Here is a 22,477-nt window from a genome sequence, read left to right as displayed (position 1 = left end):
AAGAGGCCGGTGATAGCAACGAACATTGATTGTGTTTTCACCGGCCTCTTCGCAGCGCAAGGCTGCTCCTACACAGATTGGGGGCGCAGCGCTATTGCACATGGGCCTGCAGCGCTTGCTGGTCGGCATGGTAGGAGGACCGCACCAGCGGCCCGGACGCCACGTTCTTGAAGCCCATCGCCAAGGCCCGTTCGGCAAACCAGGCGAAGGTGTCCGGGTGCACGAAGCGCTGCACCGGCAGGTGGCTGCGCGACGGTTGCAGGTATTGCCCCAGGGTCAGCATGTCGACCTGGTGCTCGCGCATGCGCTGCATCACCTCGATCACTTCTTCATCGGTTTCACCCAGGCCCAGCATCAGCCCGGATTTGGTCGGTACGCTGGGCACACGGCGTTTGAAATTCTCCAGCAGGTCCAGCGACCACTCGAAGTCCGAGCCCGGCCGTGCCGCCTTGTACAGGCGCGGCACGGTTTCCAGGTTGTGGTTGAACACGTCCGGCGGCTCCTGCGCGGTGATGGCCAGGGCCACGTCCATGCGCCCGCGGTAGTCCGGCACCAGGGTCTCCAGCTTGACGCCCGGCGACAGCGTGCGGATTTCACGCAGGCAGTCGACGAAGTGCTGGGCGCCGCCGTCGCGCAGGTCATCGCGGTCCACCGAGGTGATCACCACGTACTTCAGGCGCAGGTCGGCAATGGCAATCGCCAGGTTCTTCGGCTCATCGGCATCCAGCGGTTTCGGCCGCCCGTGGCCGACGTCGCAGAATGGGCAACGGCGGGTGCAGATGTCGCCCATGATCATGAAGGTCGCCGTGCCACCGGAGAAGCACTCGCCCAGGTTCGGGCACGACGCTTCTTCGCAAACACTGTGCAGCTTGTGCTTGCGCAGCAGCGCCTTGACCCGTGCGACCTCGGGTGACGTGGCAATGCCCACGCGAATCCAGTCAGGTTTACGCGGCACCTCCTCGGTGGGCAGGATTTTCACCGGGATGCGCGCCACCTTGTCGGCGCCGCGCAGTTTCACACCGGCTTGCAGGGGCTGCGGGAGCGTGGCGGCAGGCAGGGTCTGGTTCATGTTCATGCTCCGGCAATCAAGGCTTCAGCCACGGTAATAACGTTGCGCCACAAAGGGTGTGCGTACCACCTGCATCGGCACCCGCTTGCCTCGCACCAAGGCGAAGACTTCGGTTTCCAATGCCGCGTGCGCACTGTGCACGTACCCCATCGCCAACGGCCCGCCCAGGCTGGGGCCGAAACCGCCGCTGGTGACACGGCCGACTTCCTGGTCGTTGGCATCGACGATCAGCGCCCCTTCCCGCACCGGTACACGCGCTTTGGGCATCAGGCCCACCCGTTTACTGGCCACGCCCTCGCGTTGCTGGGCAAAGAGGCGTTCGGCCCCCGGAAAACCGCCGGCCCGCACGCCCTCGGCACGTCGAGCCTTGGAGATCGCCCAGGTCAGGCTGGCCTCGATAGGTGTGCTGCGCGCGTCCATGTCATGGCCGTACAGGCACAGCCCGGCCTCCAGGCGCAGCGAATCGCGGGCGCCCAGGCCGATGGCCTCGACCTCAGGCTCGGCCAGCAGCGTGCGGGCGAGCATTGCCGCCGCCTCGGCCGGCACCGAGATCTCGAAGCCATCCTCACCGGTATAACCCGAGCGGCTGACGTAGCAGTCAACACCCAGCAGCTTCACACGGGCGAACTGCATGAAGGTCATGGCGCCGACCTGGGACGCCAGGCGGCCCAGCACCTTGGCCGCCGCAGGCCCCTGCAGGGCCAGCAAGGCGTGGCTTTCGAACAGCGATTCGACCTCGCACTGCCCTTCCAGATGCTGCTTGAGGTGCAGCAGGTCCTGGTCCTTGCAGCCAGCGTTGACCACCAGCAACAGTTCGTCACCGCCCAGGTTGGCCACCATCAGGTCGTCGAGGATGCCGCCGTCGTCGTTGGTGAACAGCGCATAACGCTGCATGCCCACCGGCAGGTCGAGGATGTCGACCGGCACCAGCGCCTCCAATGCCTTGGCAGCGCCGGCGCCGCGCAGGCGAATCTGCCCCATGTGCGAAACGTCGAACAGGCCGGCCTGCTCGCGGGTATGCAGGTGCTCCTTGAGCACCCCCAGCGGGTATTGCACCGGCATGGCGTAGCCGGCAAAGGGCACCATGCGCGCGCCGAGTTTCAGGTGCAGGTCATGCAGTGGTGTTTGTTTGAGTTGTTCTGTGGACATGAACGATTCCCCGTAGTCGATTCAGGCGCGATAGACCGGATATTCCGCGCACAGCCTGGCCACCGACGCGGCCACCTGGGCCTCGACATCGGCATCGCCAAGGTGGTCGAGGATGTCGCAGACCCAGCCGGCCAGGGCCACGCATTCGGCCACCTTGAAGCCACGGGTGGTGACCGCCGGGGTGCCGATACGCAGGCCCGAGGTCACAAATGGCGACTGCGGGTCGTTGGGCACGGCGTTCTTGTTGACGGTGATGTGCGCGCGGCCCAGGGCGGCGTCGGCATCTTTACCGGTGAGGCCCTGGCGGATCAGGCTGACCAGGAACAGGTGGTTGTCAGTGCCGCCGGAAACCACGTCGTAGCCGCGGTCGATGAACACCTGGGCCATGGCCTGGGCGTTTTCGATCACTTGTTGCTGGTAGGCCTTGAAGCCTGGCTCCAGCGCTTCCTTGAAGCACACGGCCTTGGCGGCGATGACGTGCATCAGCGGGCCACCCTGGGCGCCGGGGAACACGGCAGCGTTGAGCTTTTTCTCGATCTCTGGGTTGGACTTGGCCAGGATCAAACCGCCACGTGGGCCGCGCAGGGTCTTGTGGGTGGTGGTGGTGACCACGTCGGCGAACGGGATCGGGTTCGGGTACAGGCCCGCAGCAACCAGGCCGGCAACGTGGGCCATGTCGACGAACAGCAGCGCACCGACCTTATCGGCGATGGCGCGCAAGCGTGGGAAGTCGAGGGTCTTGGAGTAGGCCGAGAAGCCGGCGACGATCATTTTCGGCGTGTGCTCGACCGCCAGGCGCTCGACTTCGTCGTAGTCGATCAGGCCGGTCTTGGTGTCGATGCCGTATTGAACCGCGTTGTACAGCTTGCCCGAGGACGACACTTTAGCGCCGTGGGTCAGGTGGCCGCCGTGGGCCAGGCTCATGCCCAGGAGGGTGTCACCAGCCTGCAGCAAAGCCAGGTACACAGCGCTGTTGGCCGAGGAACCCGAGTGCGGCTGGACGTTCGCGTAGTCGGCACCGAACAGCTGCTTGGCGCGCTCGATGGCCAACTGTTCAACCACATCGACGTGCTCACACCCCCCGTAGTAACGCTTGCCTGGGTAGCCTTCGGCGTACTTGTTGGTCAGCTCGGTGCCCTGGGCCTGCATCACTTGCGGGCTGGTGTAGTTTTCCGAGGCGATCAGCTCGATGTGGTCTTCCTGGCGTTGTACTTCGCGGCTGATGGCCTCCTGCAGCGCAGGGTCGAAGTCGGACAGGGTGAGGCTTTTATGGAACATGTGGGTGCTTCCTTATTGTTGGGGGCAGGCAAGGCCCGGACGGGGTCCGGGCCTGGGCAGTCAGGCGTCTTGGTAGACCGACATGGGCGGGCAGGCACAGGCCAGGTTGCGGTCACCGTAGACGTTGTCCACGCGCCCCACTGGCGGCCAGTACTTGTTCTCGCGCAGCGTCTGCAACGGGTACACCGCCAGCTCCCGGCCGTAGCGATGGGGCCATTCGCCCACGAGTTCGCTGGCGGTGTGTGGGGCGTTTTTCAGCGGGTTGTCGAGCGTGTCGAAGGTGCCGTTTTCCACCGCGCGGATTTCCTCGCGGATGCAGATCATCGCCTCGCAGAAGCGGTCCAGCTCTTCCTTGGACTCGCTCTCGGTCGGCTCGACCATCAGCGTGCCAGCCACCGGGAACGACATGGTCGGGGCATGGAAGCCGAAATCGATCAGGCGCTTGGCCACGTCCTCGACGCTGATGCCGCTGCTGTCCTTTAGCGGGCGCAGGTCGAGGATGCATTCGTGGGCGACCAGGCCATTCTCGCCGGTGTACAGCACCGGGTAGTGCTCCTCCAGGCGCCGGGCAATGTAGTTGGCACTCAGAATCGCCAGCTGCGAGGCACGCTTGAGCCCTTCGCCACCCATCATGCGGATGTACATCCAGGTAATCGGCAGGATGCTCGCACTGCCATAAGGCGCTGCGCAGACGGCACCTTGTTTATGTTCCAGGTGCGCGTGGCCAGGCAGGAACGGCGCCAGGTGCGCCTTGACCCCGATCGGGCCGACACCGGGGCCACCACCGCCGTGCGGGATGCAGAAGGTCTTGTGCAGGTTGAGGTGCGACACGTCGCCGCCGAACTTGCCCGGGGCGCAGAGGCCGACCATGGCGTTCATGTTGGCACCGTCCAGGTACACCTGGCCGCCGTACGCATGAATGATGTCGCAGATGCGGGTGATGCCCTCTTCGAACACCCCGTGGGTCGAGGGGTAGGTGATCATCAGCGCGGCCAGTTGCGCCTGGTGCTGCTCGGCCTTGGCTTGCAGGTCGGCCACATCGACGTTGCCGCGCTCATCGCAATTGACCACCACCACGCGCAGGCCGGCCATCTGCGCCGTGGCCGGGTTTGTGCCGTGGGCGGACGAAGGGATCAGGCAAACATCACGGCCCGCTTCACCACGGCTGGCGTGGTAAGCGCGGATGGCCAGCAGGCCTGCGTATTCCCCTTGCGAGCCGGCGTTGGGCTGCAACGACATCGCGTCATAGCCGGTGGCCTCGCAGAGCATCGCCTGCAATTCGTCCGTCAGTTGCCGATAGCCGAGCGACTGTTCGGCCGGGGCGAACGGGTGCAGGTTGGCGAACTCGGGCCAGGTGATCGGGATCATCTCGCTGGCGGCGTTGAGCTTCATGGTGCACGAGCCCAGCGCGATCATGGTGCGGTCCAGCGCCAGGTCCTTGTCGGCCAAGCTGCGCAGGTAGCGCATCAGTGCTGTTTCAGAATGGTAGCGGTTGAACACCGGGTGCTGCAGGAACGGGGTTTCGCGCAGCAACTGCACCGGTAGGCAATCGCCACAGCGCTCTGCCAGGGCGACGAAGGCCGGAAGCGCCTGGCCCGGGGCGGCGAACACCTGCCACAAGGCCTCGACACTGGCCTGCTCGCAGGTTTCATCCAGTGACAGGCCGACCCGCTGGGCGTCGATCGGGCGCAGGTTCAGGCGGGCCTCTTGGGCGGCGGCCAGCACATCGGCCGCAGGCCTGGCAGTGACCACGCTGACGGTATCGAAGAAGTGCGCTTGTTCCACTGTGTGCCCGAGCTGCAGCAGCCCTTTCACCAGGACTGCCGTTAACCGGTGCACACGCTGGGCGATCTGCGCCAGGCCTTGAGGGCCGTGATACACCGCGTACATGCTGGCGATGTTGGCCAGCAGCACCTGCGCGGTGCAGATGTTGCTGGTCGCTTTCTCGCGGCGGATGTGTTGCTCGCGGGTCTGCATGGCCAGGCGCAGCGCCGGCTTGCCAAAGCGGTCGATGGAGACACCGACCAGGCGGCCGGGCATGTCGCGTTTGAACGCATCGCGCGTAGCGAAGTATGCCGCGTGCGGGCCGCCAAAGCCCAGCGGCACGCCAAAGCGCTGGGCGCTGCCCAGCACCACGTCGGCATCGAACTCGCCCGGCGGGGTCAGCAAGGTCAGCGCCAGCAGGTCGGCGGCCACCGCCACTAATGCGCCGACGGCATGGGCGCGTTGCACCAGGGCCCGGTGATCGGCGATAGCGCCAGTGCTGGCCGGGTACTGCAGCAACAGGCCGAAGTACGCCTCAAGGCCTTGGCCTTCCAGTGCCGCTTCATCACCGATGACCACCTCGATACCCAGCGGCTGGGCACGGGTGCGCAGCACGTCAAGGGTTTGCGGGTGGCAGTGGCGGGAGGCGAAAAAGGCCGGTGCCTTGCTCTTTGCCAGGCGCTTGCAGAAGGTCATGGCTTCGGCCGCAGCGGTGGCCTCGTCGAGCAAGGACGCGTTGGCGATCTGCATGCCGGTGAGGTCGCAGACCAAGGTCTGGAAATTGAGCAGCGCTTCCAGGCGGCCTTGGGAAATCTCTGGTTGATACGGCGTGTAGGCGGTGTACCAGGCTGGGTTTTCCAGCAGGTTGCGCAAGATCGGCGTCGGCGTGTGGCACGGGTAGTAGCCTTGCCCGATGTGGTTACGAAACAGCTGGTTCTTCGCGGCGATGGCCTTGAGCGCAGCCAGGGCCTCGGCCTCGCCCTGCCCTTTGCTCAGTTCAAGCACGCTGGTGCCTTTGATGCTGCCTGGGATGACGCTGTCGACCAGGGCCTGCAGGGAGCCATGGCCGGTCAGCGCCAGCATCGCCTCGATATCGTGCTCACGCGGGCCAATGTGGCGGGCGATAAACTCATTATCCGTGGTCAATGGAAACGGTGCGTTGTGCATGTCGATACCCTGGCTCAGGCGTTGTCGGCCAGGAAGCGGTCGTAGCCGTCCTGGTCCATCAAGGTGTCGAGGTCGGCGAGATTGGCCACCTGGATACGGAAGAACCAGCCGTCCTGCATCGGCGAGGCATTAACCAGTTCCGGGTCGTCGGCCAGGGCCTGGTTAACCGCCACCACAGTACCGTTCAGGGGCATGCTGATGTTGCTGGCGGCCTTCACCGACTCCAGCACTGCGACTTCATTGCCCTCGCCGTACTCGCCCGGCTCTGGCAACTGCACGAACACCACGTCCCCCAGCGCCTCCTGGGCATAGGTGGTGATGCCGACAGTCAGTTCGCCAGTCGCTTCCAGACGCAGCCATTCGTGTTCGGGGGTAAAACGCAGCATGCTCATGGATCTTCCTCTCTTGTTATCAGGTAGGTCCCGGTACAGGACTGAAAACTACAAGAGCAAGGGCGATGCCAACTTGATTAAATTCTTTTATTTCAATGACTTAGGATAAAAACGAGGACCATTCCAGTCGGCCCAGGCGGAACGAATAAGCTCCAGTGCATCGCCCCGGCAGGCCTGCGTGCCGGGGCGTGCCAATGAACGCGGGGACCTCGCCGAACTGGAGTGCAATCACTCCAGTGGAACGCATTGACACCAGGGTGCTACGCCCGGGTGGCAATGCCGTATTTGCGCAAGCGCTGGCCGATGGCCGTGTGCGACGTCTGCAAGCGTGCGGCCAGTTGCCGGGTCGAGGGATAGGTTGCATAGAGCTTTTCCAGCAGGGATTTTTCGAACCCCTGCACGGCCGCTTCCAGGCTGATGATTTCGTGTACGTCGGGCTGCTGGCTGCTCAAGGCGGTGCCGGCCAACTCCAGGTCGTCGCAGTCGATCACCTCCCCTTCGCTGATGGCCGCGGCGCGGAAAATCACGTTCTGCAACTGGCGCACGTTACCCGCCCAGCGGTTGCCCAGCAGCAGCGGATGGGTCGCCAGCGCCAACCGGCAGGGCGAGCGCTGTATCTGCGCGCAGGCCTGGCGCAGGAAGTACTCGGCCAGCAGCAGGATGTCCTTGCCTCGCTCGCGCAAGGGCGGCACCTTGAGGTTGAGCACGTTGAGGCGGTAGTACAGGTCTTCGCGAAAGCTGCCTTCGACCACCATGCTTTCGAGGTTGCGGTGGGTGGCACAGACCACCCGCACATTCACCCGCACCTCGCCGCCACCGCCGACGCGGCGGAAGCTGCCGTCATTGAGAAAGCGCAACAGCTTGGCCTGCAGGTAAGGCGACATCTCCCCCACTTCATCGAGAAACACCGTGCCGCCATCGCCCAGCTCCAGCAGGCCGGGCTTGCCGCCGCGCTGGGCGCCGGTGAATGCGCCAGCGGCGTAGCCAAACAGTTCGCTTTCGGCCAGGCTCTCGGGCAAGGCGGCGCAGTTGAGGGCCAGGAACGACGCATCGCGCCGGGCACTGAGGGCGTGGCAGGCGCGGGCGACCAACTCCTTGCCGGTGCCCGTCTCGCCCTGGATCAGCAGCGGCGCCTCAAGGCCAGCCACCTTGTGCAGGCGCACCTTGAGTTCCTTCAGCGCCGTGGAATCGCCCAGCAGCCCCTCCAGCCCTTCGGTGTGGTCGTGCAGCAACGACGCCAGGCGCTCGCCGATGCGGCTTGGCGGGTACAGGGTAAGCAGGCCGCCCACCAGGGCATCGGCACCACCGCTGATGGGCGTGGCTTCCAGCAACAATGCCTGGCCCTGGAAGCCGACCTCGCACATGGGCAGGCGAAAGCCCTTGTCGATCAGGGTTTGGGCCAAGTCGGCCTCGGCAAACAGCCGCGACAACGGCTCGCCGGCCGGCTCGCGGCCAATGAGGTTGACCAGGGTGGGGTTGGCCAGCAGCACATGGCCGCCGGGGTCAACCGCCAGCACTGGGTCACTCATCGACGCCAACAGGGCCTCCAGTTGCAGCCGCCGGCGGTGGCCAGGCAGGAAGTCGACCAACTCGACCGCCTGCACCCCCACCACGCGCAACAGCGCACCGTAGAGCTCGTCCAGCACGGCCTGTGACAGCGCCGGGGCGTCGATGTAGACGTTGGGCGGGATCATTTCCACCGCGTCCAGGTTGAGGTTGCGCGCCCCTAGCAGTGCCAGGATTTCCTGGGTGATGCCGACGCGGTCGATGAAGGTGACGTGGATTCTCATCGTGATTCCCTGGTTGGCGAAACGACAACAGGGGGACAGCGCACCCGGCGCTGTCCCCCTGGTTAGAACGTGAAGGCGGCGGTTACTCCGCTTCGAGCGACAACGCGGCGTGCTCCTGTTTTTTCTGGCGAATGGACCGGTAGGACAGGCCCAGCACGGCAAACCACACAGGCACAGCGAACAACGCCATGCGGGTGTCCGCCTCCAGGGCCAGCAGGCCGAGGATGAAAGCGAAGAACACCAGGCAGACCCAGCACATGATCGTGCCGCCCGGCATCTTGTATTTCGACGCACGGTGCAGGTGGTCACGCTGTTTGCGGTACGCCAGGTAAGACAGCAGGATGATCGACCAGACGAACATGAACAGCAGGGCCGACACCGTGGTAATCAGCGTGAACGCGTCGAGCATGTTCGGCACCAGGTAGATCACCAGGGCGCCAGCGGTCAGGCAAATACAGGAGAAGATCAAGCCGTTGGAGGGCACCGCCCGGCGTGATAACGCGCTGAACCGGCCCGGTGCATCACCCTCCACCGCCAGGCCATAGAGCATGCGGCTGGTCGAGAACACGCCACTGTTGGCCGAAGACGCCGCAGACGTCAGTACCACGAAGTTGATGATCCCCGCTGCAGCAGGCAGCCCGGCCAGCACGAACAGTTCGACGAAGGGGCTCTTGTTGGCCACCACTTCTCGCCACGGGGTCACGGCCATGATGGCAATCAACGCCAGCACGTAGAAGACGATGATGCGCAGCGGGATGGAGTTGATGGCCCGTGGCAGGTTGCGTTCCGGGTTCTTGGTTTCGGCCGCGGTGGTGCCGACCAGTTCGATGCCGACGAAGGCGAACACCGCAATCTGGAAACCGGCGAAGAAGCCCATGGCGCCGTGGGGGAACATCCCGTCGTCGTTCCACAGGTTGGCCAGCGAGGCGACGTTACCGGTCGGCGACTGATAGGCTGCCGCCACCATGTACACCCCGGTGCAGACCAAGGCGCAGATGGCCACGATCTTGATCATGGCGAACCAGAATTCCAGTTCACCGAACATCTTCACCGTCATCAGGTTGAGCGACAGCAACACACCGACGCAGGCCAGTGCCGGTAACCACAAGGGAATATCCGGGAACCAGAACTGTGAATAGGCGGCGATGGCGATAACGTCGGCAATACCGGTGACGATCCAGCAGAACCAGTAGGTCCACCCGGTAAAGAACCCCGCCCACGGGCCCAACAGGTCCGCCGAAAAGTCGATGAATGACTTGTACTGCAAGTTGGACAACAACAGTTCGCCCATCGCCCGCATGACGAAAAACAGCATGAAGCCGATGATCATGTAGACGAAGATGATCGAAGGCCCAGCCAGGCTGATGGTCTTGCCAGAGCCCATGAACAGGCCCGTGCCAATGGCGCCGCCGATGGCGATCAACTGGATATGGCGGTTGGACAGGTTACGTTTGAGTTCGTGGGTGTCACCCTCAGGCGGACAGTGACCCTGCGGCAGGTTATTCATTGTTATTTACCTTGCTAGTTTAATTGTTTTTATAACGTCACAAGTTCAACTTTCTAACCGGACATGCGTTGCAACAGCCGGCCGAACGCAAGGGAAAGAGCAAGGACTATGCCAAAGGCTAGAGCCCTTTAAATACGGGGGTCTGTGTGGGTATTAACGTTTATTGCTGTAATGAAGCCACTCCAGGCGGTGGCGGTAAAGGCGCGGTGTACGACACCGAAGCGTCGTATACCGTGCCCTGCCCTGTGCTGTATCGATATCACTACAATGGAGCGCTATCAGTCCAGGTTTATCTGCTTCATCCGCCCCATGGCCAGCGCTGTACCTGTGGGAGCGGGTTTACCCGCGAAAAATCCGACGCGGTGTATGGCACCGGCTTCGCCGGTGTTCGCGGGTAAACCCGCTCCCACAGGGACCGCGTAGGCTCACCCACGCTTGATCACGCACGCACCTCGCGCCGCGGCGCGCGGCTGCGCTGTTGTTCTTCCCACCCGTCCACCAAACCGACCGGCACATCGACCGGCGCCAGCGGCTCACGCCCGCGCACCAGGTCGGCGGCACGTTCGGCCAGCATGATGGTCGGTGCGTTGAGGTTGCCGTTGGGCTCGCTCGGGAACACCGACGAGTCGATCACCCGCAGCCCCTGCAGGCCATGCACACGCAACGTCGAATCCACCACTGCCATGTCGTCCTCACCCATGCGGCAAGAACCGCACGGGTGCATGGTGCTTTCCATGTTGGCACGCACGAAGGCATCGATCTGCTCATCGGTCTGCACCTGCGGCCCAGGTGCCAGCTCCTCGCCGCGGAAGCGGTCCATGGCCGGCTGGGCGATGATCTCACGGGTCAGGCGCACGCAGCGGCGGAAGCCCTCGCGGTCCGCCTCGCTTTGCAGGTAGTTGAAGCGGATTTCCGGGTGCTGGTAAGGGTCGGCCGACAGGGCCCGCACATGGCCGCGGCTCTTGGGCTTGTTCGGCCCGGTCAGCACCATGAAACCGTGGCCCTTGAACGGTTTGTCACCGTCGTAGCGCATAGCCGCCGGCAGGAAGTGGAACTGGATGTCCGGCCAACGCAGCCCCTTGGACGAGCGGATAAAACCACCCGCCTCGAAGTGGTTGCTGGCGCCCAGGCCATCCTTGAACAGCAGCCAACGCAGGCCGATCATCGCCCTGCCCAGCAGGCTCATCTTGCCGTTGAGGGTCACGGGCTCCTTGCACGCGTACTGGATGTAGATTTCCGAGTGGTCCTGCAGGTTTTCGCCCACACCCGGCAGGTCGTGCAGCACCTTGATGCCGGCCTTTTTCAGCACTGCCTCTGGGCCGATACCCGAGCGCTGCAACAGGTGCGGCGAGCCGATCGGGCCGGACGATACCAACACCTCGCGGTTGCAATGCACCGTGTGGGTCTGCCCGCCCTCGTCATACTCCACGCCCACTGCGCGCTTGCCGTCGAGCAGGATGCGCCGGGTCATGGCGTGGGTCACCACGGTCAGGTTCGGCCGGTTCATCGCCGGGCGCAGGTAGGCATTGGCGGTGGACCAGCGCACCCCGTCCTTCACGGTCATGTGCATGGCGCCGAAGCCTTCCTGCATGTAGCCATTGCAGTCGGCGGTCTTGATGTAGCCGGCCTCAGCCCCGGCCTCTACCCAGGCACCGTACAGCGGGTTCTGCATGTTGTTGCCGTTGTTGGTGGCCAGCGGCCCTGCGCCGCCGCGGTAGTCATCGCCACCAAACTTGAAATGCTCGGCGCGCTTGAAGTACGGCAGGCAGTTGCGGTAGCTCCAGTGCTTCGCGCCCAGGCTTTCCCATTCATCGAAGTCGCAGGCATGGCCACGGATGTACACCAGCCCGTTGATCGAGGACGATCCCCCCAGCACTTTGCCCCTCGGGCAGTGCAATCGGCGGCCGTCCAGGTGGGCTTCGGCGGCGGTCTCGTAGCGCCAGTTGTACTTCTTGGTATTCATCGGCAGCGAGAACGCACTGGGCATCTGGATGAGCACGCTGCGGTCACTGCCGCCGAACTCCAGCACCAGTACCGAGGTGCCGGCATCTTCGGTCAGGCGGTTGGCCAGGACGCAGCCGGCAGAGCCTGCGCCGATGATGATGTAGTCGTATCGTTTTTTCATTGTTCTAGTCCTGTACGCGAAGGCCTGCGGCCTCGATGTTGCGTTCATTGCCCTTGGGGTAGCCGCCCCAGCCCAGGCGTGTGGCCAGCAGGCGGGTCAGGCCGTAATGCACCAGCCCGGCCAGCAGGCAGGACGGCAGCGAGGCGGTGGCGAAGGTGAAGAAATCGGTATGGGCCAAGGTTTGCGGGTTGAACACCATCACGTAGATGGCAAACCCTGCCACCAGCGCCAGCAGCGCGATGGGGTTGAAGCCTTTGCAGAAGCGCAACGGCGAGCCGCTTTGCTCGGCATACAAATGGCGCAGGTTCAGGCGTTGCTTGCGCAGGAAGAAGTAATCGGCGATGCCGATGCCGGCCAGCGCGCTGTTCAGCGCCGACGTCCACACCAAGAAGATGAAGAAGCCGTCGTAGATACCCGGGAGGCACACCACGATGACCACCGGGATGATGCAGAACAGCCCGATCAGCATCCCCCAGCCCAGGCTGCGCAACCGCTCCCCGGCCAACTGACGCAGGCCGATGACTGCTGTGTAGAGGATGTTGACCATGCCCGTCAGGTTGGCCAGCGCCAGAAAGCTCAGGGCGATCACGCCGAAGGTCATGCCGCCGGCCAGCCGCATCCAGGCGGTGGGGTCGCTGCTGCCCAAGGTGGTGGCGGCGAACAGGCTGACCGACTCACCCAGCGACGCGGCGCCGAAGATGCCCACCAGGTTGGGCCAAAACGCCGTACGCTGGTTGCTGCACAGGCGCGACAGGTTGCCGATGTAGGGCCACCAGGAGAACCCCGCAGCGATGTTGATTTCAACCGCGATCATGAAGTTGACGTGCGGGTTTTCGAACGGAGGCTGCAAGGGCGGCATGGCCAGCAGTTCGCCGAAACTGTAGCGGCGGGAGATGAAGTACATCAGCGCCAGCATGATCAGGATCAAGCTGGGCGCGATCACCGCGCTCAGGCGGCGGATCATGTCTGGCCCGCGCATGGCCACCAGCGCCGCCAGCACGATGGCCAGCAAGGCCCCGGCGGTCACCAGCCAGTCATTGCTGTCGGGCTGGCTGTGCTGCACGAGGGTTTCCAGGTTGTCCAGCGCACGCCCGCACATCAGCCCCAGCACCGCCAGCCAACCCATGGTCAGGATCACCACCGAAAGGGTATAGACCAGCCGGCTGCCATTGAGGCCAAACATGCTGCGCAGGAAAGTGAACTGCTCGACGCCGTACTTGCCGCACGGCAGGCAGGTGGACGAGGCCGCGAGCACCACGCCGATGATGTTGCCGATGATGATCGCGGCAATGCCTTGCAAGGGCCCGACAAACAGCGCAGTGGCACCGCCGATCAAAAACACCCAGGTGGCCACCGCCAACGCCGAGTTGGCGTAGGCATAACCCCAGAAGCCCCAGACCCGCTCACCCGGCAGCAAGGGTGTATCGCCGCGTTCGGCGGCCAGGCGAAATTCCTGCTCTCTGGAGCGGCTCATGGCTGGCCCCCCAGGCAATACGCGCCCACCACCATGACCAGGGTCAGCACGGCCAGGGCAACAACATCCGCCGCGCTCAGCGCGCCGGGCCAGTGCGCCCTGCCCTCCAGTTCTTCATAGGCGCGCAGGCGCCGTTCCAGGTCTTGTGCACGCTCGGTATCCACTTGGCTGTTCATTGGCATCACCTCGACGGGTTCTTGTTCTTGAAATTCGATGCGTTCATGTGGCCCGCGTCGCTCGCCAAACCAGGCGACGCGGGCCAGCCCTGTACCTCAGGGCAAGGTGATCCAGACCGCCTTGGTCTCCAGCAAAAACTCCAGTTGTTCAGCGCCCATGTCCTTGCCATAGCCCGATTGTTTGTAGCCACCAAACGGCATGGAGGGGTCCAGCGTGCTGTGGGCGTTGACGTAGACGGTGCCAGCGCGCAGGCGCGGGATCAGCCCGTGGACCTTGCCCAGGTCGTTGGAATAGATGGCCGCGGCCAAGCCGTATTCCGAATCGTTGGCCAGCGCCAGGGCCTGCTCCTGGGTATCGAAGGGCAAGGTCACCAGCACCGGGCCGAAGATCTCCTCGCGGACGATGCGCATGGCGTTGTTGCAGTGGGCGAAGATGGTCGGCTGCACGTAGAAGCCCGGGCCTTCGACCGGCTCGCCACCGTAGTACACCTGCGCCCCTTCGGCCTTGCCCAGGGCGATGTATTCCAGTACCCGCTGCTGTTGCTGGCGCGACACCATGGGGCTGATGAAGCAGTCAGGGTCCAGGCCCGGGGCAATCTTCAGCGTGGCCGTATAGCGGGCCAGCGCTTCGAGGAAGGCTGGGTAGACGCTGCGCTCGACATAGGCACGGGTACCGGCATCACACACCTGCCCCGAGTTGAAGAACACACCGTTGGCGACCGCCTCAGCCGCCGCGTCAATGTCGGCATCGGCGAACACGATCACCGGCGACTTGCCGCCCAGTTCCAGGGTCAGGCGTTTCATCTGGTCCATCGCCGCCTTGCCCACCGAGCAGCCCACCGGGGTAGAGCCGGTGAAGCTCAGCTTGTCGATGCCTGGGTGGCTGGACATCGCCGTGCCCACCACGCTGCCGCGACCGGTGACGATGTTCAGCACACCGTCAGGGATGCCCGCCGCCTGCACCAGCTCGGCAAAGCGCAGGGCCGACAGCGACGTCAGCTCCGCCGGCTTGACCACCACGGTGCAGCCGGTCGCCAGCGCCGCGCCGAGCTTCCAGGCCATGGTTTGCAGCGGGAAGTTCCAGGGCACGATGGCCCCCACCACGCCGACCGCTTCCTTGCGGGTGTAGGCCAGGTAGTTGCCCGGCAGCGAAGGCTCGACCGTGCGCCCATGGATCTTGCTGGCCCAGCCGGCGAAATAGCGCAGCGTATCGACGGTACCTTGGATATCCACCGCGCGGGCCTGGGCGACCGACTTGCCCATGTCGATCGACTCGATCTGCGCCAGCTCGTCGGCATTGTCTTCTATGAGGTCGGCCAAGCGATGAATCAGGCGCTCACGTTCCAGGGGCTTGAGCTGGCTCCAGGGGCCACCATCGAATTGCGCACGGGCGGCACGCACCGCGCGGTCGAGGTCATCCTGCGTGCCCATCGGGATGCGCGTCAGCACGCCCTCGGTGGACGGTTCGATGACCTCGGCGCTGGCACCGTCACTGGCCTCAAGCCAGGCACCGCCAATGAACATGCGCTGGGGCTTGCAGAGAAAACGCTGGGTGGCCTCGGAAACGCCGAAGGCCTGCAGGTAGGCTTTTACCTTGTTGTCCACGGTACAGTCTCCGGATCAGCGGGCGTTGGCACGCGCGTGGAAGATGAAGCCGATGCTGTTCATCAGCAATTGCGCGGCCAGAATCGAGGTCACGCCTGCCGGGTCGTAGGCCGGGGCCACTTCCACCAGGTCCATGCCGACAATCCGCCCCTGGCTGCGTCGGGCCAACGCCTGGATGATCTCCAGCACTTCGTAGTAGAAGAATCCGCCATGGCTCGGGGTGCCGGTGCCTGGGGCGATGGACGGGTCGAAGCCATCGATGTCGATGGTGATGTAGTAGTCGCGGCCCTCGGGGATCTTCGCCAGCACACCTTCGCAGCCCAGGCGACGCACGTCGCGTACCGAGAGGATCTGCGAGCCGGCTTCGCGTGCGGCATCGTAGTCGTCGCGGTTGGAAGACGACACGTTGCGGATGCCCATCTGGGTCATGCCGACGATGTGGTCCAGCTCCGAGGCGCGGCGCAAGGGGCTGCCATGGCCGTAGCGCACGCCATGGCGCTCGTCGACGAAGTCGAGGTGGGCATCGAAGTGCACGATGTGGATCGGCCCACGCCCTTCGAAGGCCTTGATGACTGGCGCATGGATCGAGTGGTCGCCGCCCAGTACGATTGGCATGGCACCCGCCGCGAGGATCTGGCGCACGGCCGACTCGATGTTGGCATTGCTGGTGGCCATGTCGGTGTGCACGATATCGGCGTCGCCGACATCGACCATGCGCAGCTGGTCATCGGTCAGGTAGGTGGCGTCATCTTCGAAGTCGTAGGCACCGGCGTGGCCGAACGAGAACAGGGTCGATGCCTCGCGGATGCCGCGCGGTCCGAACCGTGCGCCCGAGCGCCATTGGGTACCCATGTCGTTGGGCGCGCCGAGGATCGCCACATCGGCGTCGATGGCATTCCAGTCGGTGCAGATGGGTGACTTGGCGAAGGTGCAATGCCCTACGAAGGGCAGGTTCAGGCGGCCGGATTCATAACCGTGCTTTGCCATGTTCGGGTTTCTCCACTTATTGTTCTGGTCAGGAGACGGGGCGACTGCTCGACCGCCGTTGCAGCCACTATGGCGGCAGGCCAACGCGGGAAAAATGCGCAAGTGCAGATGCATACATCGGCCAACCCGAAGTAATCGCCCGCTGCCAGCGGCCAGGCGAAATGCCGGGTGTGCACCGGCAGTCATTTGCAGGTGCCGGGCATTGCAGTGATCACAGGGGCGTGGTTAGCTTGAAAAAAAACAATGGCCGGACGCTCATATCAGCCAGCGCGATGTGACGCACCGCCAGGAGGCCCCAGTGATCCAGCTCCACGACGTCGATCTGAAGCTCCTCAGGGTATTCACCACCATCGTCAGGTGCGGTGGCTTTTCTGCGGCGCAGGCCGCCCTCAACGCCGGCCAATCGACCATCAGCGAACAGATGACGCACCTGGAAACCCGCCTTGGGGTCAAGCTGTGCCAGCGAGGGCGCAGTGGCTTTCGCTTGACCGAACAGGGCGTGGCCATCCACGAAGCCACCTTGCGCCTGCTCAGCGCGGTGGAAAGCTTTTGCATGGATGCCGACGTGCTCAAGCAGCACATCAGCGGCAAGCTCAACCTGGGCATCATCGACTCCACCCTGACCGACACCGCCTCGCCTCTGCCGCGCACCACCCAGCGCTTTGTTTCACGCGGGCACGATGCCCACCTGCACATCTACATCGGCGCCCCGGCCGAGCTGGAAGAGCGTGTGCTGGACAGCCGGCTGCACCTGGCCATCGGCCATTTTCCGCTGCGCGTGCCGGGGCTTTCGTACCTGCCGCTGTACGACGAAGCCCTGGGGCTGTACTGCGGCCGCCGCCATCCGTTGTACGCCAGCAAGGCGGCGAACGGCCGGTTGCTTGAAGAGGTTCGCCAGTGCCATATCGTGGTGCGCGGCTATATGCAGCAATACGACCTGGAGCAACTGGGCATCACCAAGGCCGCCGCGACCGTGGAGAACATCGAGGCGGCCGCGATCCTGATCATTTCCGGTGCCTATATCGGGTTTCTGCCGGTGCACTTCGCCGAGCAGTGGGTGAAAACCGGCGAAATGCGCCGGCTGGGCGCGAACACCCTGGACCTCACCTCGCCCTTCGACGTAATCACCCGGCGCGGCGTGTCACCACCGCCGATCCTGCGGGCGTTCCTCGAAGACCTGAACGCCTGCATGCACCAGGCTGGGGGCGTTTGAGCCCGCAGGCTCAGGCAATAACCCGGGCAACCTGCTGCGCGCGAACAAGCCCGGTCGTCACCAGGCCCTGAAGCCTTGCCACCAGCACGGCGCGGGCGGTTGGCGAGGTGGCAGGGTCGATAATCCGATACTGGCGATCGCACCAGCCGCTGATCTCCTGTAGCCAGCCGGCCTGCAGGACGGGCTCGGCGTCCAGGCGCTGCAACAGGTAGGCCACTTGCTGCCAGCCAGACAACAAGTGGAGCACCGCCAAGCGACGCGGCGCCGGGCATTCATGCCAATGGCGGTCCAACCAGGCGCTTGCCTCGACATTGACGGTCGCCCAGGGCAGCTTGCCCAATTGCACGATGGTGGCGGCGAACACCTTGTCCGAAGGGTCGCCCAGCAGGCCGAACAGCTCACCCGCAGTGGCCTCCCCTGCCTGGTGCACCGCAGCAAAACGCACAGAGGGGTAGCGCGATTGCAAGGCGGCCCTCCACCACGCGAGGGGGAGTTCCACCTGCAGTTCTGCGCCAAGGCCGAGCACGCCCAGCCAATCGCGTTTTGTGGTGGGCATTTCACCGGCCAGGCGCGCCGCCAGCACCGTCGCAGCGTCAACCCCGTAGCGCGGCGCCTGCCAACGCGCAAGGCTGCGGATCGCGGGCGAGGCATCCAGCAAGACCTGGCGCAGTAACGGCTGCGGGTCATCCAGCAAGGGCAGCAATGCCCGCAGCACACAGACCCGTACCTTGGCAGCCGCGTGTGGCAAGGCGTGCACTAACAGCGGCACGGCTTGCGTAGCGGGGAGCGCCTGGCACGCAGCAACCGCTGCCAGGCGAACGGTCAATTCGCGGTGGGCCAAGGCATCACGCAGCAGGGTTGCAGGCTCGGTGTCGGCTTCCAGCAAGCGCGCAAACAGAAAACGCGCGGTCTTGCCTTGCCGGGTCAGAAAATCAAGGTGGACTTCACGCCGAACCTGCGCCCCCTGCAACACTGCACACACCTGTTCCAGGGTGGCAGCATGATCGACCCGCCGGCGCGCAGCCAGCGCCACCACTGATTCCAGGGCGCTCAACAATGACGTCACATGGGCGCCTGTGAGGTAAGGCTGAATGCCCGCCTTGGCCAGTTCGCGAACCTGCGGCACCCAGTCATTCAACCGCTCGATCAGCGCCTGCAAGGCTTGCGGCGTTTGCTCGGCGCACAGCGCCCGTACCGCGACTTCTCGCACGAAGCCGTTGTCGTGATGGCTGAGGGTGATCCACGTATCGCCATCACGGGCAGACGCGATCAGTTCGAGGGCTTCATTACGCCGCTGCTCGGCCCAGGACCCTGCCGGTACCTGCCTTGCCTTCAGCCGACCCAACCAGTTGCTGATGGAGCTTACATTCATTCCCTTGTATTCCATGTGTGTGCAGTGTGGGCTTCAGACGCTATTCGAAGGCTCAGGTTTCACGGCAGCTGATTTCGGAGCCGGGTTCAATCTGCTTCTGCAGCCAGCTGCCCCTCGATCCAGTCGATGAATGCCCGCACCTGGGGTCGCTTCAACTGCTCCTTGCGGGCGACCAGGTAGTAGGCGAAACGTGAAGGCCAGGGCCGGTCCACGGCCACCACCAGGCTGCCGTCACGCAGTCCCTCTTCGGCGTGTTGCGCCTGTACCAGGGCGATACCTTGACCACTCGCGGCCGCGCTTAGCAACAGCAGTTCTTCGTCAAAACTCGGCCCGCGCCGGCTGCGGCTGTCGGGCTCGAAGCCGTGGGCCTGCAACCACAGCGTCCAGTCGGCACGGTCGGCATCCTGCAGCAGCGGGTACTGCAAGCAATCCTCAGGCGCATGCAGTGGCGGGCCGCTGGCGAGCAGCGCCGGGCTGCACACCGGCAACAGCACCGGCGCCAACAAGGGTATCGACTGCAGCCCCGGGTAGTCGCCCAGGCCATGGCGCAAGGCGATGTCGACACGGTCACGGTGCAAGTCGACCAACGCCGCCGTGGCCTCGACACGGACCTCGATGCCGGGGTGCAGCGTGCTGAAACTGGCCAGGCGCGGCACCAGCCAGCTAGAAGCGAAGGACGGTTGCGTGCTGATGGTCAGGGTGCTGGCGCGGGCCAGGGCTTCAAGGTCGAGCAGTGCACGCTCGATGTCGCCGAAGCCACGTGATACGCCTGGGTACAGGCTCGCCCCAGCCTCGGTGAGTTGCACGCCATGACGGCTGCGGGTCAACAGAGTGACGCCTAGGCGGTCCTCCAGCAGGCGAAGCTGCTGGCTGATGGCCCCAGGCGAAACCCCCATGCGCTCGGCGGCGGCTTTCAAGCTACCCAGGCGGGTGGTTTCGCTGAAGGCGCGCAAGGCAAGCAGTGGCAAGACGGCGCCCATTACATTCCTCACTTTAGAAAAACTAACGCTTAGGTTAGAAGCAATCGTTTTTGTATCTTGCTTCATCTGCATAGCATAGCGCTCAGGCCAAACAACTTGCGTTAGTTTTCCTGAGGTTACTCGATATGCCTGACCCGTCACTGGTGCTCTATACCGACAGCTCGCCCAACGGCTTCAAAGCCACCATCGCCCTCGAAGAGATGGGCCTGCCCTATCGCCTGGAACATGTTCGCATCGAGCACGACGAGCATCTGCAAGCAGGCTTTCTGGCGCTCAACCCGGCAGGCCGCATTCCGGTGTTAGTCGACCACGGCGCCAACATCGTGCTGTTCGAGTCGGCCGCCATCTTGCTGTACCTGGCACAGCGCAGTGGCCAGTTGCTCGACTCCGCACCGCAGCCACGCTGGGCGGCGATCACCTGGCTGATGTACCACAGCGCCAGCATGGGGCCGCTGCTCGGCCAGCGCGTGCACTTCGAGTGCTTCGAAGCCACGCCCAACCCGGCTGCGCTCAAGCGCTACCGCAGCCTTACCGAAAGCACTTTCGCGGTCCTCGACCAGCAACTTGCCAGCCACCCATGGCTGGCCGGCGACCACTACTCGATCGCGGACATCGCGACTTTCGCCTGGCTGCACATCGCCGCCCTGGTGGGCTTCGACTTCAGCCCGCACCGCCACCTGACGCGGTGGTACCAGCAGGTGGAGCAGCGCCCCGCCGTGCAACGCGGCATCCGCCTGCCTGCCCCGGCCACCGGCCCATGAACGCCCACAACCCAGGAACAGCCATGAACGCTAAAACCGCCACCTGCGGCGCCAACGCCAACGCTTTCGCCCACCACCCCGGCTACCGGCGCATGTTTGCCCCAGATCACCTGACCCTGGGTATCTTCATGCCGCAGCGCTTTTATGACGGCGACCTGCAGGCCCTGGCCGGGCAGGCGCGGCTGGTCGGTGAAATCGACCGCCTGGGCTTTGCCGCAGCCTGGGTGCGCGATGTGCCGTTGTTCGACCCAGCCTTCGGTGATGCCGGTCAGGTATTCGACCCGTTCACCTATCTGGCTTACCTGGCCGCGCACACTCGGCAGATCGCCCTGGTGACCGGCAGCGCGATCTTTGCCTTGCGCCACCCGATCGACCTGGCCAAGGCCGCCACCACCGTTGATACCTTGTCGGGCGGGCGTTTGGTGCTGGGCATTGCCTCGGGCGACCGGCCCGTGGAGTTTCCGGCGTATGGCCTGGACCACGGCAGCCGCGGCGAGCGCTTTGCGCACAGCGTGGACTACTTCCGCCAACTGTTGGCCGAGCACCCAGGGCCTATTCAGTCGCCGTTGGGCCAGCTCAGTAACGCCCGGCTGTTGCCCAGGCCTGTGTCAGGGCGCATCCCCCTGGTGGTGACCGGCTCGTCGCGCCAGACCCTGCAGTGGCTGGGCGAGCACGCCGATGGCTGGCTGACCTACCCCGACGCCACCCATAACATCCTGGGCCCACGCCGCCTGGCCGAAAAAATCCGCGCCTGGCGCGAAGCGATCCCGGGCGGGGGGTTCCGCCCGCACATGACCAATGAATGGATCGACTTGGACGACGACCCCAACTTCCCGCGTACGCCGCAGCAAGGCGGCTATGTACTGCGCACCGGGCGCAACGGGCTGATCGACTTGCTTGGCGAGTGGCGCGAGGCTGGGGTCAATCATGCGGCCTTGGGCGTGCAGATGGCGCGGCGCCCGGCCCGGGAAATCATTCAGGAACTGGCCGAAGAGGTAGTGCCGCTGTTTCCGGCGCTGGCCGGGCCTGCACCGCAGTCGCAAGACTGGTAAAGCCTGCCAGGCAACGCAGATGCACAGCATACGGTATGGGGCTTGCCCGCGAAGCAGGCGCCGCGGTGGATGGCACGGGCTTCGCCCGTGTTCGCGGGCAAGCCCGCTCCCACCCGAACGGTGTAGCCGGCAAGGCTAGCGCCGCACCTGTGGGGGCAACTTCCTTGCGCAATTTCTACAAATCGACGCATTACGTGGGAGCGGGCTTGCCCCGCGAACACCGGCGAAGCCGGTGCCATGCGCCGCGTAGCCCCATTCGCGGGGCAAGTCGGATCGCCGCACCGCCGCTTCCCACCCGAACGGTGTAGCCTCCAAGGCTAGCGCCGCACCTGTGGGCTTGTTCAAATGTCTGGGGGCAACCCATGCTCTGGGAGATCACCCAGCCCTTTGGGCCGCGTTGTCGAGCAGAGAACAAAGTTCGTAAGCGAGTTGCTGACCCTGTGGGAGCGGGTTTACCCGCGAACACGGGCGAAGCCCGTGCCATCCAAGGTGGTGCCTGCTTCGCGGGTAAACCCATTCCTACAGAAATCACGCTGCGCCTTGAGCCTGCGCTGTACTTTCAGGCTTTGGTAGCGGTTGCTCTCGCCATGGCGTGACCGTCCGGATCATCGCGTTG

Annotated in this window: 17 protein-coding genes; 3 read left to right on the top strand and 14 right to left on the bottom strand. The window is 64.5% G+C overall.

Annotated features, from left to right (window positions below; genetic code table 11):
* Positions 1-91 precede the first annotated feature (91 nt).
* The 12 genes from lipA to speB form a co-directional block, all read right to left on the bottom strand.
* The gene (gene lipA / locus OO306_RS19925) at positions 92-1,069 is read right to left on the bottom strand and encodes a lipoyl synthase (protein ID WP_265969697.1); all 978 of its coding nucleotides are present in this window, start codon (positions 1,067-1,069) and stop codon (positions 92-94) included.
* Positions 1,070-1,093: 24 nt separating this feature from the next.
* Positions 1,094-2,218, bottom strand: coding sequence for a glycine cleavage system aminomethyltransferase GcvT (gene gcvT, locus OO306_RS19920; protein WP_265969696.1), 1,125 nt, complete (start codon positions 2,216-2,218; stop codon positions 1,094-1,096).
* A gap of 21 nt (positions 2,219-2,239) precedes the next feature.
* Positions 2,240-3,496, bottom strand: coding sequence for a serine hydroxymethyltransferase (gene glyA / locus OO306_RS19915; RefSeq protein ID WP_265969695.1), 1,257 nt, complete (start codon positions 3,494-3,496; stop codon positions 2,240-2,242).
* Positions 3,497-3,556: 60 nt separating this feature from the next.
* Complete coding sequence (gcvP, locus tag OO306_RS19910; protein WP_265969694.1) at positions 3,557-6,427, bottom strand: aminomethyl-transferring glycine dehydrogenase; 2,871 nt, start codon at positions 6,425-6,427, stop codon at positions 3,557-3,559.
* A 14-nt stretch (positions 6,428-6,441) separates the two neighbouring features.
* Positions 6,442-6,819, bottom strand: a complete 378-nt coding sequence (gene gcvH, locus OO306_RS19905) for a glycine cleavage system protein GcvH (RefSeq protein WP_027596340.1) — start codon at positions 6,817-6,819, stop codon at positions 6,442-6,444.
* A 260-nt stretch (positions 6,820-7,079) separates the two neighbouring features.
* Positions 7,080-8,609, bottom strand: a complete 1,530-nt coding sequence (locus tag OO306_RS19900) for a sigma-54-dependent transcriptional regulator (RefSeq protein ID WP_265969693.1) — start codon at positions 8,607-8,609, stop codon at positions 7,080-7,082.
* An 82-nt stretch (positions 8,610-8,691) separates the two neighbouring features.
* Positions 8,692-10,116: a D-serine/D-alanine/glycine transporter gene (cycA, locus tag OO306_RS19895; RefSeq protein ID WP_265969692.1), complete on the bottom strand. Its 1,425-nt coding sequence runs from the start codon at positions 10,114-10,116 to the stop codon at positions 8,692-8,694.
* Between the two features lie 439 nt (positions 10,117-10,555).
* Positions 10,556-12,241, bottom strand: coding sequence for a choline dehydrogenase (gene betA, locus OO306_RS19890; protein WP_265969691.1), 1,686 nt, complete (start codon positions 12,239-12,241; stop codon positions 10,556-10,558).
* Between the two features lie 4 nt (positions 12,242-12,245).
* A complete protein-coding gene (locus OO306_RS19885; RefSeq protein ID WP_265969690.1) occupies positions 12,246-13,715 on the bottom strand; it encodes a cytosine permease in 1,470 nt (489 codons plus the stop codon).
* Complete coding sequence (locus OO306_RS19880) at positions 13,712-13,891, bottom strand: hypothetical protein (protein WP_027596335.1); 180 nt, start codon at positions 13,889-13,891, stop codon at positions 13,712-13,714. The genes OO306_RS19885 and OO306_RS19880 overlap by 4 nt, the downstream gene beginning before the upstream one ends.
* 96 nt (positions 13,892-13,987) lie before the next feature.
* Positions 13,988-15,496: an aldehyde dehydrogenase gene (locus OO306_RS19875; RefSeq protein ID WP_265969689.1), complete on the bottom strand. Its 1,509-nt coding sequence runs from the start codon at positions 15,494-15,496 to the stop codon at positions 13,988-13,990.
* Between the two features lie 15 nt (positions 15,497-15,511).
* Positions 15,512-16,483: an agmatinase gene (speB, locus tag OO306_RS19870; protein ID WP_027596333.1), complete on the bottom strand. Its 972-nt coding sequence runs from the start codon at positions 16,481-16,483 to the stop codon at positions 15,512-15,514.
* Between the two features lie 298 nt (positions 16,484-16,781).
* Here speB and OO306_RS19865 point away from each other — a divergent pair, with 298 nt between their 5' ends.
* The gene (locus OO306_RS19865) at positions 16,782-17,696 is read left to right on the top strand and encodes a LysR family transcriptional regulator (protein ID WP_027596332.1); all 915 of its coding nucleotides are present in this window, start codon (positions 16,782-16,784) and stop codon (positions 17,694-17,696) included.
* 10 nt (positions 17,697-17,706) lie between these two features.
* Here OO306_RS19865 and OO306_RS19860 read toward each other — a convergent pair whose 3' ends face one another.
* Entirely contained in the window at positions 17,707-19,068 is a 1,362-nt protein-coding gene (locus OO306_RS19860) for a HEAT repeat domain-containing protein (protein ID WP_265969688.1), read from the bottom strand.
* Between the two features lie 86 nt (positions 19,069-19,154).
* The gene (locus OO306_RS19855) at positions 19,155-20,048 is read right to left on the bottom strand and encodes a LysR substrate-binding domain-containing protein (RefSeq protein WP_265969687.1); all 894 of its coding nucleotides are present in this window, start codon (positions 20,046-20,048) and stop codon (positions 19,155-19,157) included.
* Between the two features lie 125 nt (positions 20,049-20,173).
* On the opposite strand from OO306_RS19855, the gene OO306_RS19850 reads away from it, so the two are divergent.
* Together OO306_RS19850 and OO306_RS19845 are read left to right on the top strand one after the other, a co-directional pair.
* Positions 20,174-20,809: a glutathione S-transferase family protein gene (locus OO306_RS19850; protein WP_265969686.1), complete on the top strand. Its 636-nt coding sequence runs from the start codon at positions 20,174-20,176 to the stop codon at positions 20,807-20,809.
* A gap of 23 nt (positions 20,810-20,832) precedes the next feature.
* Positions 20,833-21,861: an LLM class oxidoreductase gene (locus tag OO306_RS19845; RefSeq protein WP_265969685.1), complete on the top strand. Its 1,029-nt coding sequence runs from the start codon at positions 20,833-20,835 to the stop codon at positions 21,859-21,861.
* The last annotated feature ends 616 nt before the right edge of the window (positions 21,862-22,477 follow it).

It is taken from the genome of Pseudomonas sp. DCB_AW (assembly GCF_026240895.1).
Classification (GTDB): Bacteria; Pseudomonadota; Gammaproteobacteria; order Pseudomonadales; family Pseudomonadaceae; genus Aquipseudomonas; species Aquipseudomonas kermanshahensis.
The sequence above is the reverse complement of the archived record's forward strand: the minus strand, read 5'-3'. Positions and strand labels throughout refer to the sequence as shown.

Coding starts and splice junctions, on each gene's coding strand:
- gcvH (WP_027596340.1), bottom strand. CDS start 6,819: ATGAGCATGCTGCGTTTTACCCCCGAACACGAATGGCTGCGTCTGGAA.
- OO306_RS19860 (WP_265969688.1), bottom strand. CDS start 19,068: ATGAATGTAAGCTCCATCAGCAACTGGTTGGGTCGGCTGAAGGCAAGG.
- gcvP (WP_265969694.1), bottom strand. CDS start 6,427: ATGCACAACGCACCGTTTCCATTGACCACGGATAATGAGTTTATCGCC.
- cycA (WP_265969692.1), bottom strand. CDS start 10,116: ATGAATAACCTGCCGCAGGGTCACTGTCCGCCTGAGGGTGACACCCAC.
- gcvT (WP_265969696.1), bottom strand. CDS start 2,218: ATGTCCACAGAACAACTCAAACAAACACCACTGCATGACCTGCACCTG.
- OO306_RS19880 (WP_027596335.1), bottom strand. CDS start 13,891: ATGAACAGCCAAGTGGATACCGAGCGTGCACAAGACCTGGAACGGCGC.
- OO306_RS19850 (WP_265969686.1), top strand. CDS start 20,174: ATGCCTGACCCGTCACTGGTGCTCTATACCGACAGCTCGCCCAACGGC.
- OO306_RS19845 (WP_265969685.1), top strand. CDS start 20,833: ATGAACGCTAAAACCGCCACCTGCGGCGCCAACGCCAACGCTTTCGCC.
- OO306_RS19855 (WP_265969687.1), bottom strand. CDS start 20,048: ATGGGCGCCGTCTTGCCACTGCTTGCCTTGCGCGCCTTCAGCGAAACC.
- OO306_RS19900 (WP_265969693.1), bottom strand. CDS start 8,609: ATGAGAATCCACGTCACCTTCATCGACCGCGTCGGCATCACCCAGGAA.
- betA (WP_265969691.1), bottom strand. CDS start 12,241: ATGAAAAAACGATACGACTACATCATCATCGGCGCAGGCTCTGCCGGC.
- OO306_RS19885 (WP_265969690.1), bottom strand. CDS start 13,715: ATGAGCCGCTCCAGAGAGCAGGAATTTCGCCTGGCCGCCGAACGCGGC.
- speB (WP_027596333.1), bottom strand. CDS start 16,483: ATGGCAAAGCACGGTTATGAATCCGGCCGCCTGAACCTGCCCTTCGTA.
- glyA (WP_265969695.1), bottom strand. CDS start 3,496: ATGTTCCATAAAAGCCTCACCCTGTCCGACTTCGACCCTGCGCTGCAG.
- lipA (WP_265969697.1), bottom strand. CDS start 1,069: ATGAACCAGACCCTGCCTGCCGCCACGCTCCCGCAGCCCCTGCAAGCC.